Origin of the sequence: Parabacteroides sp. PF5-9 (assembly GCF_029893105.1) — a bacterium.
Taxonomy (GTDB): domain Bacteria; phylum Bacteroidota; class Bacteroidia; order Bacteroidales; family Tannerellaceae; genus JARXWG01.
Genome location: NZ_JARXWG010000036.1, coordinates 14,033 through 28,954, shown reverse-complemented (window position 1 = coordinate 28,954; position 14,922 = coordinate 14,033). Strand labels below are relative to the sequence as shown.

11 protein-coding genes are annotated in these 14,922 nt (G+C 42.8%); 10 read left to right on the top strand and 1 reads right to left on the bottom strand.

The features are described from left to right. Nucleotides 1-275 precede the first annotated feature (275 nt). From ruvB to M2135_RS15180, 3 genes are read left to right on the top strand one after another with little or no spacing between them, the layout of a single operon-like run. Nucleotides 276-1,301 carry a Holliday junction branch migration DNA helicase RuvB gene (gene ruvB, locus M2135_RS15190; RefSeq protein WP_280749378.1) on the top strand — a complete coding sequence of 342 codons (1,026 nt, stop codon included), beginning with the start codon at nt 276-278 and terminating at the stop codon, nt 1,299-1,301. A 3-nt stretch (nt 1,302-1,304) separates the two neighbouring features. Then, a complete protein-coding gene (locus M2135_RS15185) occupies nt 1,305-2,813 on the top strand; it encodes an oligosaccharide flippase family protein (protein WP_280749377.1) in 1,509 nt (502 codons plus the stop codon). A gap of 60 nt (nt 2,814-2,873) precedes the next feature. Continuing rightward, entirely contained in the window at nt 2,874-5,006 is a 2,133-nt protein-coding gene (locus M2135_RS15180) for a S46 family peptidase (protein ID WP_280749376.1), read from the top strand. Between the two features lie 56 nt (nt 5,007-5,062). On the opposite strand, the gene M2135_RS15175 is transcribed toward M2135_RS15180, so the two are convergent. Next, a complete protein-coding gene (locus M2135_RS15175) occupies nt 5,063-5,923 on the bottom strand; it encodes a helix-turn-helix domain-containing protein (RefSeq protein WP_280749375.1) in 861 nt (286 codons plus the stop codon). 247 nt (nt 5,924-6,170) lie between these two features. Between M2135_RS15175 and M2135_RS15170 the strand changes: the two genes are divergently transcribed. The 7 genes from M2135_RS15170 to truB all read left to right on the top strand — a co-directional run bounded on the left by M2135_RS15170 (nt 6,171) and on the right by truB (nt 14,914). Next, nucleotides 6,171-7,217 (top strand): efflux RND transporter periplasmic adaptor subunit, encoded by a 1,047-nt coding sequence (locus tag M2135_RS15170; RefSeq protein ID WP_280749379.1) that lies wholly within the window; start codon nt 6,171-6,173, stop codon nt 7,215-7,217. Between the two features lie 21 nt (nt 7,218-7,238). Further along, a complete protein-coding gene (locus M2135_RS15165; protein WP_280749374.1) occupies nt 7,239-10,430 on the top strand; it encodes an efflux RND transporter permease subunit in 3,192 nt (1,063 codons plus the stop codon). Continuing rightward, a complete protein-coding gene (locus M2135_RS15160) occupies nt 10,430-11,815 on the top strand; it encodes an efflux transporter outer membrane subunit (protein ID WP_280749373.1) in 1,386 nt (461 codons plus the stop codon). Before M2135_RS15165 ends, M2135_RS15160 begins: the two co-directional genes overlap by 1 nt. A 399-nt stretch (nt 11,816-12,214) precedes the next feature. Continuing rightward, complete coding sequence (locus M2135_RS15155; protein WP_280749372.1) at nt 12,215-13,093, top strand: permease-like cell division protein FtsX; 879 nt, start codon at nt 12,215-12,217, stop codon at nt 13,091-13,093. 77 nt (nt 13,094-13,170) lie between these two features. After that, the gene (locus tag M2135_RS15150; RefSeq protein WP_280749371.1) at nt 13,171-13,416 is read left to right on the top strand and encodes a DUF3098 domain-containing protein; all 246 of its coding nucleotides are present in this window, start codon (nt 13,171-13,173) and stop codon (nt 13,414-13,416) included. Continuing rightward, nucleotides 13,413-14,213 carry an undecaprenyl-diphosphate phosphatase gene (locus tag M2135_RS15145; protein ID WP_280749370.1) on the top strand — a complete coding sequence of 267 codons (801 nt, stop codon included), beginning with the start codon at nt 13,413-13,415 and terminating at the stop codon, nt 14,211-14,213. The genes M2135_RS15150 and M2135_RS15145 overlap by 4 nt, the downstream gene beginning before the upstream one ends. Nucleotides 14,214-14,215: 2 nt before the next feature. Beyond that, entirely contained in the window at nt 14,216-14,914 is a 699-nt protein-coding gene (gene truB / locus M2135_RS15140) for a tRNA pseudouridine(55) synthase TruB (protein ID WP_280749369.1), read from the top strand. The last annotated feature ends 8 nt before the right edge of the window (nt 14,915-14,922 follow it).

The window sequence follows — 14,922 nt, the reverse complement described above, 5'->3', positions numbered from 1 at the left end:
ACGATGCAAATATAGGGGGGCGACGGAAGGTGAGAAATTCTGGAAAAGGAAAAATAGGTTACAAATCGTAATTTGTCGGAATCTACCAAAAACGGTCTGAAAATGAATAGAATCTACAACTCATTCAAGTTGTAAATCCTAACTTTTACAAGTTGTGATTACAATTTTCAAGTAATGAGAGGGAGGAAGAAGGAGAAGAGGAGTTGCGAATTGTGGAGGAGGGTCGTTTCCATATCTGCAGCTTATTATTAACTTTGTCCATTAATCTGGCTGATATGGAGGAAGATTTTGATATAAGAGATTCGCAGATTCCCGAAAATGAACGTGAGTATGAGAACGCACTGCGCCCACTTTCATTTCATGACTTTAGCGGACAGGCGAAAGTGGTCGAGAATCTGAAGATTTTTGTCATGGCTGCCCGTATGCGTCATGAAGCACTCGATCATGTGTTGTTGCACGGTCCTCCGGGATTGGGGAAAACCACTTTGTCCAATATTATTGCGAATGAGTTGGGGGTTGGATTTAAAGTCACCTCGGGACCGGTATTGGATAAGCCGGGAGATCTGGCTGGCGTATTGACTTCGCTGGAAAAAGATGATGTATTGTTTATTGATGAAATTCATCGGTTAAGTCCGGTCGTGGAAGAATATCTTTATTCGGCCATGGAAGATTACCGGATCGATATCATGATTGATAAGGGACCAAGTGCCCGTTCCATTCAGATAGACCTATCCCCTTTTACACTGGTAGGTGCTACTACCCGCAGTGGCTTGTTGACCAGTCCGCTTCGTGCCCGCTTCGGAATCAATATGCATCTGGAGTATTATGATGTGGAGACATTGACGAAGATCGTCCTACGCAGTGCAGATATATTAAATGTGAAATGCGAACTGAATGCGGCTCGCGAGATTGCATCACGTAGCCGAGGAACACCTCGTATTGCCAATGCGTTGCTTCGACGGGTACGTGATTTTGCCCAGGTCAAAGGGAATGGTGATATCGATAAAGCGATTGCCTGTTTTTCACTGGAAGCATTGAATATCGACCGATATGGATTGGATCAGATCGACAACCGTTTGTTGACGACGATCATTGATAAGTTCAACGGGGGACCGGTCGGATTGACGACTATTGCCACTGCTTTGGGAGAAGATCCAGGCACATTGGAAGAGGTATACGAACCCTTTCTGATCAAAGAAGGATTTATTAAGCGGACACCACGCGGACGTGAAGTCACAGAGTTGGCCTATACACATCTCGGGCGTAAACGCCACAACGAACAGGGTTTTTTATTCGATTAACAGATGGCTCAGGGAATGAAGCGATTGGCTAAAGAGACTGCCATATATGGAGTAAGTAGTATTGCCGGACGGTTTCTGAACTGGCTACTGGTACCCATGTATACACGGGTGCTTGCCAACACAGGAGAGTTCGGGGTATTTACCAATCTGTATGCCTGGGTAGCACTTTTATTGGTTATTCTGACGTATGGTATGGAGACCGGGTTTTTCCGGTTTATCAATAAAAAAGAAGAACAAAACCCGATGCGGGTATATAGTACGACTTTGTTCAGCCTGGGTGTCACTTCTATTTTATTTCTTGTTTTAGCCGCTGTTTTTTTATCCCCGGTCAGTGAACTATTAGGGTATATCGACCGCCCCGAGTATGTGGGTATGATGTTGGGTATTGTTGCAGTGGATGCCTTTTGCAGTATCCCTTTTGCCTTTCTGCGTTATCAGGGCAAAGCGATCAGGTTTGCCGGGATTAAATTATTCAGTATTTTTCTGAATATAGCGTTAAATCTGTTCTTTTTTATCGCTTGTCCCTTTCTTTACCGGTATTATCCGGAAACGATCGATTGGTTTTACCAGCCCGATTATGGGGTAGGATATGCTTTTATTGCGAATGTCTTTACGACTGCTGTCACATTTATATTGCTTATTCCGGATATGTTGCCCGGCTTCAGAAGTAAACCGGATCTATTCTTATTGAAACAGATGCTTCGTTATTCATTCCCTATCTTGTTGCTGGGGATTGCTGGTATTTTTAACCAGACAGCCGACAAAATTATTTTCCCGTTTCTTTTTGAAGATAAAATGTATGCCAATGAGCAATTGGGCATTTATGGTGCCTGTTTCAAGATCGCTGTGATTATGGTGATGTTTATCCAGGCTTTCCGGTATGCCTATGAACCATTCATCTTTGCAAAAAATAAAGAAGACGAACAGAATCATAAGGCGTATGTAGAGGCCATGAAATACTTTATCATTTTCGGATTATTGATCTTTTTGGGTGTCATGTTTTATATCGATATCATTAAATATTTTGTGACTCCTGAATATTATCCGGGATTGAAGGTTGTTCCGATTGTCATGTTGGGTGAGTTGTTTTTCGGGATTTATTTCAACCTCTCCCTATGGTATAAACTGATCGATCAAACGAAATGGGGTGCTTACTTCTCTGCGATAGGCTGCGTCGTAACGATTCTTATTATTGTCTATTTTGCTCCTGTTTATGGGTATATGGCTTGCGCTTGGGCCTCTTTTGGTTGCAACCTCTTAATGATGATACTCTCGTATGTCGTGGGACAAAAGAAATTCCCGATTTCGTATGATATCCGCTCAGCTTTTATTTACTTTGCAGTAGCGGCTTTGTTGTTTGTTGCCGGAATGTTACCGCCAATCGCATCAGAAATCGGTCGATTCCTTTATCGTACCGTATTATTATTGATCTATATTGCTTTCGTTGTGAAGAGGGATTTGCCGTTGAAAGAACTCCCTTATATCGGGCGTTTTTTTAACAAACGGTTTTGAAAGCCATACTTAAAAAGCGAAAAAAACAAAAACTAAATACTAATTGATAAAAAAAAGAATATGAAAAAAATGTGGGTATTACTGCTGGCCTTTATAGCAGTAGGACAAACCTATGCCGATGAGGGCATGTGGGTGATTAAAGAGTTAAACAAGCTGAATATGGCACGTATGGCTGAACTGGGTTTCACCTTGTCGGCCGAGCAGGTGTACAGTGAGAATGACCCGGCAATAGCCAATGCTGTTGTGATCTTTGGTGGAGGATGTACCGGAATCACCGTTTCGGAAGAGGGATTGATTTTTACCAATCACCATTGTGGCTACGGAGCCATTCAGCAACTAAGTAGCGTGGATCACGACTATCTGAAAAATGGTTTTGTTTCGCAAAGTAAAGAGCAGGAGTTACCTGTTCCGGGACTAAGCGTCTATTATCTGCGTGATATGATTGATGTGAGCGATCGGATCAACAGTCAACTGGATAAATATACGGAAGAACATCTACGTCTGGCTGCGGCTGATTCTATCGGACGTGTGCTTGTCGATTCAATCGGGCGGAGTCCGTTTATCCGTGCCAGCGTAACACCTTTCTATAACAACAATAAATACTACCTGGTCACTTACAATGTGTTCCGTGATGTGCGTATGGTATTTGCACCGCCCAGCTCAGTCGGTAAATTCGGTGGTGACACCGACAACTGGATGTGGCCGCGTCATACAGGCGACTTCTCAGTATTCCGTGTATACGCCAACTCTTCCAACGAACCGGCAGAATATAGTGCCGACAATCGTCCCTACACCCCGAAGTATGTAGCAGAAGTATCTATCCAGGGATATAAAGAAAATGAGTATGCGATGACTATCGGTTTCCCGGGAAGCACCAACCGTTATCTTTCCTCATGGGGTGTACAACAACGGATTAATGATATCAATATACCACGTATTACTGTGCGTGAGGCGAAACAAGAGATTTGGAAAAATGCGATGCAGGCCAGCGATGCTGTGCGTATCAAGTATGCTTCAAAATTTGCAAGTAGTTCCAACTACTGGAAGAATTCCATTGGGATGAACCGTGGATTGGCTAATCTGAATATCATCGACAGGAAAAAAAATGAAGAAGCCACATTTGCAACATGGGCGAATCAGAATGATCGTTTGAAATCGACCTATGGGAATGTGTTGAACCTACTGGAGAAAGGGTATACCGGCAATAATATGTATCGGAATATCGGTACTTATCTGAGCGAAGCGTTTGTCAGCGGAACAGAAATTACCCGTTTGGCTCGTATGATTCAGGGAGTAGATGTGAAAGGTTCATCTCCTCAGGAGATCGACGAATTTATGGAAGATCGTATCATTCCCTTCTTTAAAGATTATGAGCCTTCATTGGATCAGAATGTGCTGGCTGCGATGATGCAGGTAGTTAAAGAGTATGTTCCGGCAGAGTTTTTACCGGATGTATATACAGCTATCGATAAGAAATACAAAGGAGATTATACCAAATATGCAGCTGATGTATTCAAAAAGACACTATTATTATCGCCAGCCAATATCGAGAAAATCCTGAAAGATCCGAAACAGTATGAGAAGTTCAAAAAAGATCCTGCTGCCGAATTAAGCCTCTCTTCAACGATGGCGATTATGGAATTGCAACAATATATGGGAGGTAATCAGTACGATATAGCAAAAGGCGAACGCCTCTATTTTGCCGGATTGAAAGAGATGTATCCGGATAAAGCACTTCCTTCGGAAGCGAACTTTACCATGCGGTTGAGTTATGGCTCGGTATTGGGGTATCGTCCTTACGATGCAGCCTGGTATAATTATTATTCGACTCAACGTGGTATTTTCGAAAAAGAAGATCCAAACAGCGATGAGTTCTGGGTACAGCCGGAGATCCTGGAGTTGATCCGTAAAGGAGATTTCGGAGTTTACGCTAACGACGAAGGTGAACTGCCGCTTTGTTTTCTTTCCAACAATGACATCACAGGAGGAAACTCCGGTAGTCCGGTCTTTGATAAAAATGGCCGTGTCATCGGTTTGGCTTTTGACGGTAACTGGGAAGCGATGAGTGGTGATATTGCTTTTGAACCGGAACTGCAACGTTGCATCTCCGTGGATATGCGCTATATGCTTTTTATGATCGACAAATGGGGTAAATGCCCACGATTGATTCAGGAATTGAAACTGGCAAGATAAGCTGGTAAAAAAGAATAAGAGAAAGGCTGTTGAAGAGATTCGACAGCCTTTTTTGTTTAACGAAAAGAACTCGGCCTTTTTCTATACTGCTTTGGAGACATCCCTGTTTGTTTTTTGAAATAGCGTCCCAGGTACGACTGGTCGGGAAACCCCATACGATCGGCAATCTGTTGAATGGTGAGTTCGGAGGTGTGCAACGATAGTTTGATTTCGAGTATGACACAGTTATCAATAAAAGCTTTGGCGGAGAGTTGCGCATTTTTCTGTACTATCGTTGTCAGATAACGGGTAGAGATAGATAACTCGTTTGCATAGAATGTCACTTCCCGTATTTTTGTGCAGTTTGAATCAACAAGGGTTACGAATTTTTTGAAAAGCTCATTTTGCCTGTCGGACTCTTTAATTTCTTTCTGAGTGTGGAAACGAAATATTTTATCATAGGAATTGAGGAGATAGTTCTGAATATAATTAACTGCTATTTTGTTACGAAACCGATTCTCCTGATCTTTGTATAGATCTTCCATTAGATAGAAAGTATGACAATTATTTTTAATTGCCTCGGCGGGAAGGAGAGCACAAAAGTTATCACGTAAAAAACCAAAATAATCGGATCCCATACGGAAACTGGCTTCTTCGAATAATTCATCGTTAAAAATCAGATAGAGTATTCTGAAATGATCATCTTTTCGAATGATCATCAATAGATCATTGGGCAATAAGATAACCTGCATATTTTTTTTGATCGTACTACGCTTCATATTGACTGAGATTTCGGCTTCTCCTGAAAAACACAAAAAGATCCCTCCGCCATTCAGGCGACGGGGACGATCAAGAAAATAGTCCAAATCAGATTCTCCCACGATAAACGGGTTATTTTCAGATACTTTAAAATTGAAAGGAGTGGCAGTTTGCATCATATCTTATTTTGTACACAAATGTAATGTAATTCCTTCTTTTGTCTTATTGTTTGATCCGAAAATGAACAATACTGTGCCGACGTTGTACAGTTAATCCTGTATAATACCCCGTACATTTGCAACGCAAAATAAATATGAAACGAATAGTATGTTAGGTAAAAAGAAACAATTTGTGGGGTTGTCACTTATTTTATTATTGACAGCATGCCAGCAGAAACAAGAAGAGAGAGCAGAGTCAGGTTATGCGATGATGAAAATTCAGACAACTGAAAAATCTCTTAAAAGCAGTTATACGGCCAGTATACGTGGCAAATCGGATATTGATATTTATCCTCAGGTATCCGGATATATCACGAACGTATGTGTAGAAGAAGGTGAAACTGTCCGGAAAGGACAAACCCTATTTATCATTGACCAGGTACCTTATCAGGCCGCCTTACGGACTGCTACGGCAAATGTGAATCTGGCCAGGGCAAATGTCAATACGGCGCAACTGACTTATGACAGCAAACAAGAGCTTTTCAACAAGAAGGTAGTTTCTTCTTTTGAATTGCAAACAGCTATGAATGCTTTGGAGAGTGCCAAAGCACAACTCGACCAGTCTTTGGCACAGGAGATAAATGCCAAAAACAATCTTTCCTATACAGTGGTAAAAAGTCCTTCCGACGGAGTCGTCGGCACATTACCCTTTAAAATCGGAACGCTGGTAAGCCCATCACAGCTGAAAGCATTGACACAGATCTCCGATAATTCACAGATGTATGTCTATTTTTCCATGACGGAAAACCAACTCTTGTCGTTACTCCGTGAATATCAGTCGGTCGATAATGCGATTAAATCCATGCCGGCCATTCAACTCGAACTAAGCGATAAAAGCCTCTATGCGGAAAATGGACGGGTGGAGACGATCAGCGGAGTTATCGAATCGGGAACAGGTGCGGTATCCTTACGAGCCGTATTCCCAAATCCGAACGGCTTCCTGCATAGTGGCGGATCAGGAAATGTATTGATACCCTCGTCACATTCCGAATGTATCGTGATACCGAAAAGCGCGACGTTTGAAGTGCAGGATAAAATCTTTGTATACCGCAATATCGATGGGATTGCCAAATCGACCATGATTGAGGTTGCTCCAGTGAATGAAGATATCTATTATATTGTACAAACCGGTCTGCAACCCGGAGATGTGATTTTAACCGAAGGAGTTGGTTTTATTCGTGACAATATGCCGGTTCAGACAAAAGCGATTGCCAATATCCACAAAGAAGAGACTCCTCTTTTGGGCTCCAATTAATCCAATTTAAATATAATTATCGTGACTATAAAAACTTTTATAGACAGACCCGTACTGTCTATCGTAATCTCTATTGCCATTATTTTATTGGGAGTGATTGGTGTATCCTCCCTGCCGATCGAACAATATCCCGACATTGCACCTCCTACTGTGATGGTCATGACGTCCTATCCGGGCGCAAATGCCGAAACCGTATTAAAAACGGTGGTAGCTCCACTGGAGGAGGCCATCAACGGAGTAGAAAATATGACCTATATGACTTCCGAAGCTACGAACTCCGGTTCCGTTTCCATATATGTTTATTTTGAACAGGGTACCGATCCGGATATGGCTGCGGTAAATGTTCAGAACAGGGTATCAAAGGCTACCGGGACATTGCCGTCGGAAGTTGTGCAGATCGGGGTCTCTACGATTAAGAGACAAAACAGTATACTACAGGTGCTTTCGTTATATAGTCCGGACAACCGCTATGACGAGAGTTTCATCTCCAACTATGCACGTATCAACCTACAGCCGGAGATCTTGCGTATCACCGGAGTTGGAGAGATGGTTATCCTCTCTTCGACCTACAGTATGCGTATCTGGTTGAAGCCCGATGTGATGGCGCAATACCATCTGGTACCAAGCGACATTATTGGTATATTGGGCGAACAGAATATCGAATCGGGAACAGGCTCTTTCGGGGAAAACTCATCACAGACCTATCAGTATACCATGAAGTACAAAGGGCGTCTGGTGACCCCTGAACAGTTTGGAGAAATGGTGATCAAAGCCCTGCCGAATGGTGAAGTGCTTCGCGTAAAAGATATTGCAGATGTGGAGATGGATCGTGACGAATATACCTATGAGGGTATTACCGACGGATATAACGGTATTACCTGCCTTATCTTCCAAACGACAGGTTCCAATGCAACCGAAGTAATCAATAATATCGACGCCTTTATTGAAAACCACCGGAGTGAACTGCCGGAAGGGCTGGAGATTATAACAATGCAGAGTTCAAATGACTTTCTCTTCGCATCATTCGAAGAAGTTCTGAAAACACTCATTATCTCCATTATCCTGGTGGTATTGGTCGTTTACTTCTTCTTGCAGAACATCCGGGCAACAATTATTCCAACCATTTCTATGATCGTCTCCGTCATTGGTACGTTTGCCTTTATGGCCGTAGCAGGATTCAGTATTAATCTATTGACCCTGTTTGCGATTATCCTCTGTATCGGTACGGTGGTCGATAATGCGATCGTTGTTGTCGAAGCTGTCCAGGCAAGGTTTGATACGGGATACCGCTCTTCGTACACCGCGACTGTCGATGCGATGGGAGGTATTACTTCAGCGATCTTTGCCTCTACCTTGGTATTTATGGCAGTATTTATTCCGGTTGCTTTTATGGGAGGAACATCGGGTACATTCTACACCCAGTTCGGTATTACCATGGCCGTCTCTGTCGGAATTTCGGCATTGAATGCATTGACATTATGTCCCGCCTTGTGTGCATTGATCTTAAAACCACATTCTTCCTCCAAAGACCGGTCGAAAACGTTCGAAGGCCGTTTGCAGATCGCATTTAACACCTCTTTTAATGCCGTATTGGGACGTTACAAGAAAGGGGCTATGTTCTTTATTAAACGTAAATTCCTGACCTGGTCTATTGTTGTAGCAACAGTTGTTCTTTTGGTGGTATTAATGCGAATCACTCCAACCGGATTGGTGCCAGAAGAAGACCAAGGTATGATATTTGTCGATCTTAGTACTGCTCCGGGTAATTCGTTGAGTGAAACTAGCCGCATTTTGGATGAGGTGGAAAACCGGATCAAAGACATTCCTCAGATCGAACATTATTCGCGGGTCTCCGGATACGGTATGACTACCGGAACCGGAACATCTTTAGGAATGTTTATTCTCCGTTTGAAAGACTGGAATGAACGTATGGATAAAGCGAGCAGTGTAGCCGCTATCCAGCAACAAATCTATGGCCGCACGGCAGATATCAAAGACGTTAGTTTATTTGTTTTTGCTCCGGCAATGATTCCGGGTTACGGAACAGGTAATAATATCGACCTGTATATGCTCGATCGTACAGGAGGTGACATGACCGAATTCTACAATATTACTCAGGAGTTTGTTGGAAAGCTGAACCAACGGCCGGAAATACAGATAGCCTTCTCTTCTTATAACATCAATTACCCGCAATACCTGGTCGACGTAGACGCAGCCCGTTGTAAACGTGCCGGGATATCTCCGGCTGATGTGTTGAATACATTATCGGGTTATTATGGAGGTATTTATGCGTCCAACTTCAATCGTTTCTCCAAGGTATACCGTGTAATGGTGCAGGCCTCTCCTGAGTATCGCATGGATAAGGAGTCACTGAATAATATCTATGTCCGTATCGGAGAAGAGATGGCTCCTATCGCACAGTTTCTGACTATTGAAAAGGTGTATGGCTCGGAGACGATGAACCGCTATAACCTCTTCAATAGTATAGCCGTTACCGTACAACCCGCATCAGGCTATAGTACCGGCGATGCCATTCAGGTCATTCAAGAAATGGGTGATCAGGGATTGCCAAGAGGCTACGGATACGATTTCGGAGGTATCAGCCGTGAAGAGGCAAAGGGAGGAAATAAGACCGTTGTGATTTTTGTTATTTGTATCTTATTGACTTACCTGATCCTAAGTGGACTTTATGAAAGTTTCCTTATTCCGCTGGCTGTCATAATATCTATCCCTTTCGGGCTGGCCGGTAGTTTTATCTTTGCCCAACTCATGGGGTTGGAAAATAATATCTATCTGCAAACAGGCTTGATCATGCTGATCGGGTTATTGGCAAAAACAGCCATTCTGCTGACTGAATATGCCGTTGAACGCCGCCGCAGCGGAATGACACTTTCTCAATCGGCTATTGCGGCAGCTAAAGCCCGTTTACGCCCGATATTGATGACCGCGTTAACGATGATTTTTGGATTGTTACCCATGATGTTTTCCTCCGGAGTAGGAGCCAATGGGAATAGTTCGTTGGGAACAGGTGCAATCGGGGGGATGTTGATAGGCACGATTGCCTTACTCTTTATTGTTCCGACTCTCTATGTCGTATTCGAATACTTCCAGGAAAAACTGACCCCTTTGAAAGAGACCCGTACCGTACCTGATCGAATGATCCGGAAAGAGAAGAAAGAGATTGAGAAAGAAAAAGCAAAAAAAGAAAAATAATGAACAAGAAGCAAATTATACCATTCATCTTATTGATATCCGTCTCTTTCTTATTCAAAAGTTGCGGAATCTATAGTTCCTATTCCCGTCCGGATATAGAGAAACAAACGGATCGTTTATACAGAGACCTACAGACCAACGAAGATACACTCTCATTGGGCGATCTGGACTGGAGGAGTTTGTTTACAGATCCGGCTTTACACTATTTAATTGAGCGCGGACTGGAAAATAATACAGATATGCGGAGTGCCTATCTACGGGTTAACCAGGCGGAGGCAGCTTTGTTGACAGCCCGGCTCTCTTTCCTACCGTCCTTTAATTTCGCACTGGATGGAGCTGTTTCCCGGTTTAACAACTCAAACAGCCATACCTATACCCTGCCGGTAGTCGCCAGTTGGGAGGTTGATATTTTCGGGCGGATACGCAATGCGAAACAGCGTATTAAAGCAGCTTATGAACAGAGTCAGGAATATCAGCAAGCAGTCCAAACGCAATTAATCGCTTCCATTGCCAACACCTACTATACGTTGCTTATGCTGGATAGTCAGCTGGAGATCTCTGAAGAGACAGCTCGTAGCTGGAAAGAGAATGTTTCTACCATGCAGGCGTTAATGGATGCAGGTATGGCTAATGATGCAGCTGTTTCACAAACCCAGGCTAATTATTACGCGATCGAGGCATCCCTTTTCGACTTGAAACGCCAGATCTATGAGGTCGAAAACAGTCTTTCTCTATTATTGGGTGAATCACCATACCTGATTCAACGGAGTAGGCTGAAAGACGTGATACTCCCAGAAGAGTTATCCACCGGTATTCCTGTTCAGCTATTGGCCAATCGTCCGGATGTGAAAAGCGCGGAATATGCTCTGCAACAAGCCTTTTACACCACTGCTGAGGCGAAATCTGCCTTTTATCCTTCACTTGTGTTGAATGGAACAGCAGGTTGGACGAATAATGCGGGAGCCTTTATCGTTAATCCGGGGAAACTGTTACTCTCGGCAGTAGGTTCATTAACACAGCCTATTTTCAACAAGGGAGCATTACGTGCGAATCTGAAAATCAGTAAGGCTCAACAGGAAGAAGCTACTCTTGCGTTTAAACAAACGATCCTGAATGCCGGCACAGAGGTGATTAACGCACTTAAACAAGTTGAAACAGCCCGGTCAAAAACAACGTTCCGTACACGGCAGATTCAGTCTTTGGCCTCTGCCGTAGAAAGTACCGAACTACTGATGTCGCATGGTAGTTCTACCTATCTGGAAGTTTTGACGGCCCAACAGGCTTTATTGACTGCTCAATTAACACGTGTAGCAGACCGTTTTGAAGAAGTCCAGGGAGTGATTAATCTTTATCATGCCCTTGGCGGAGGCAGGGATCATGAATAATCTATTCTAGAAACACTCCACAAAGTGTAATATTTTCAGAAACATAAGATTATGTTTCTACTAATCGTTGGTAAAGTCCCTCTCTTGTGAAAGAGGGGGCTTTTTTTAAACTCCTTGGGCGATTTAACAGAGCCTCTTGCGACACTTTTCTGTTAGAGGTACCTCTAAAATATTTTACACCTACCTCTAAATGAATTTACACGTACCTCTAACAAAAAACGAACCTACCTCTAACAAAATAATCCCTTAAGTCATCGAGAAAAGTCTCCCCGTAGTTGTTAAAGAATAATAATTACCAGTGTTGTTATACAATTTATTCGTTCTTTTGCAGAAAATTTGGGGGATGTGTGTACTTACGCATCTCATTTTTTGTTTAAACTCAATTGCAAGACATCCTTAATGACTAAAAATAAAAAGGTTAATAACGTTTCTTTCTATAATTCCCGGCTTACATCCATCATCAGTATTGCATTGGTTCTTTTTCTGTTAGGGATGATTTTTCTGATGGGATTATTGGGAAACAGATTGTCTGCCTACGTAAAAGAAAACATCTCTTTTTCCATTGTTCTGAAAGATAACCTGAAGGAAGCAGAGATCAAGCGTATGCAAAAACGACTGGACGATCGGGTATACATTAAATCGACCGAATATATTTCAAAAGAGCAGGCGGCAAAGGAGTTGGAGGAAGAGTTGGGCGAAAGTCCGGAAACATTCCTGGGCTTTAATCCGCTGCAGGCCTCTATCGAAGTCAAATTACATTCGGCGTATGCGAATCCGGATAGCCTGGCTGTCATTGAACGTGAAATCAAAACATACACTTCCGTTTCCGACTTGCTTTACCGCAAAGATATGATGGAGATGGTGCATACCAATATGACTCGTATCAGTATTATATTGTTGATCTTGGCCGCTATGTTGATGATTATTTCGTTTGTGTTGATTGGCAATACGATTCGTTTGTTGATCTACTCCAAACGGTTTCTGATTCATACCATGCGACTGGTTGGAGCCACCTCCGCTTTTATCCGGGTACCTTTTATTCGTTATAATGTTGTCAGTGGTATACTTGCCGCTATTTTGGCAATATTAATGCTGACCGGCTCGTTATATTATTTACAAATCGAGCTGGATGGTTTTATCCAACTATTAGATACAACCACTTTGTTGCTGGTATTTATAATGGTTTTAGTTGTGGGCATCCTGCTGTCGGTTATTGCTACAACATTTGCTGTGAATAAATACCTCCGGATGGGAGGAGACAAGATGTACTATATTTAATGATGTATGATTAATTGCGTGTTATGCACCTCAATATCAATTAATCATTAAACATTAATAATTAATAATTTATTAAGATGTCAAGAAGAGATTTTGCTTTTGGAAAAGAGAATTTTATACTGATAGGTGTAGCCGTACTGGTGATCATCATCGGATTTGTGTTGATGAGTGGTGGCGGGTCGGAAGACGGTGTTTCTTTTAATCCGGAGATTTTCAACACCCGTCGGATTGTAGTAGCACCGGTTGTGACGATGATCGGATTTATACTGATGATCGTCGGTATTCTCAAAAACAGCAAAAGCAAAGCAACAGAAGAAGAATGAGTTGGTTGGAAGCTTTAATTCTTGGGATTGTACAAGGATTAACTGAATTTTTACCGGTCAGCAGCAGTGGGCATCTGATTATCGGAAGTGCTTTGTTTGGCCTTGATGGAGACGAGAACTTGACTTTTGCCGTAGTGGTTCATGCCGCAACCGTTTTAAGTACCATTGTCGTTTTGTGGCACGAAGTATCTGTGCTTTTCAAAGGATTTTTCGGTTTCAAATGGAATGAAGAGATGCAGATGGTCTGTAAGATTCTGTTGTCGATGATTCCGGTGGGCATTGTCGGGGTCTTTTTCAAAGATTATGTGGAAGAACTTTTTGGGAGCGGATTAATGCTTGTCGGATGTATGTTATTGGTCACCGCAACGCTATTGGCATTCTCCTATTATGCTAAACCACGTGTTAAAGAAAATATATCATTTAAAGATGCATTTATTATCGGAATAGCACAGGCGTGTGCCGTTTTACCGGGATTGTCCCGTTCGGGAAGTACGATTGCCACAGGCCTCCTGTTGGGGAACAAAAAAGAGCAGGTTGCCAAGTTTTCCTTTCTGATGGTCATTATTCCTATTCTGGGTGAAGCATTCCTGGATCTGTTGAAAGGTGATTTTTCGGCGGAGGCTTCCGGGATTTCATCGGTTGTATTGATCGTTGGTTTTCTGGCCGCTTTTATTTCGGGAACGATAGCCTGTAAGTGGATGATCAATCTGGTGAAAAAAGGGAAATTGATCTATTTCGCTTATTACTGTGTGGTGGCCGGCTTGTTGGCCATCGTTTATTCAATGATTACCGGGTAAATATGGATTTTATTGCAGGAGAGATACTCTACTTTAACAAACCGCTCCGTTGGACTTCGTTCGATCTGGTCAATAAGTTTCGATACAAGTTATCGCGGAAGCTGAATATAAAGAAAATAAAAGTCGGACATGCCGGAACACTCGATCCCCTGGCAACAGGGGTAATGATTCTTTGTACGGGAAAAGCCACCAAACGAATCGATGAGTTCCAGTATCAGACCAAAGAATATATCGCTACATTAAAACTGGGAGAGACGACACCGTCGTTCGACCTGGAAAAAGAGGTAGACGCAGTATACCCCACCGATCATATTACCCGTGAGCAAGTGGAGGAGGTGTTGAAAACATTTGTGGGAACAATCCAGCAGGTTCCTCCTGTTTTTTCGGCGTGTAAAATAGAAGGGAAACGAGCCTATGAATTAGCACGTAAGGGGGAAGAGGTTGAGTTGAAGTCGAAGACGCTTGTGATTGATGAACTGGAACTGCTGGAATGTCAACTGCCGGTGATCAGCATTCGGGTGGTGTGCAGCAAAGGGACATATATCAGAGCTTTAGCCCGTGATATCGGTGTTGCACTTGATTCCGGTGCTCATCTGATTGCGCTTGAACGAACCCGGATCGGAGCAGTTACATTAGACCAATGTATGTCGCCGGATGAGATCGATCGTTTCCTGGATGAACATGTCGACACAACAATATGATCAATGGA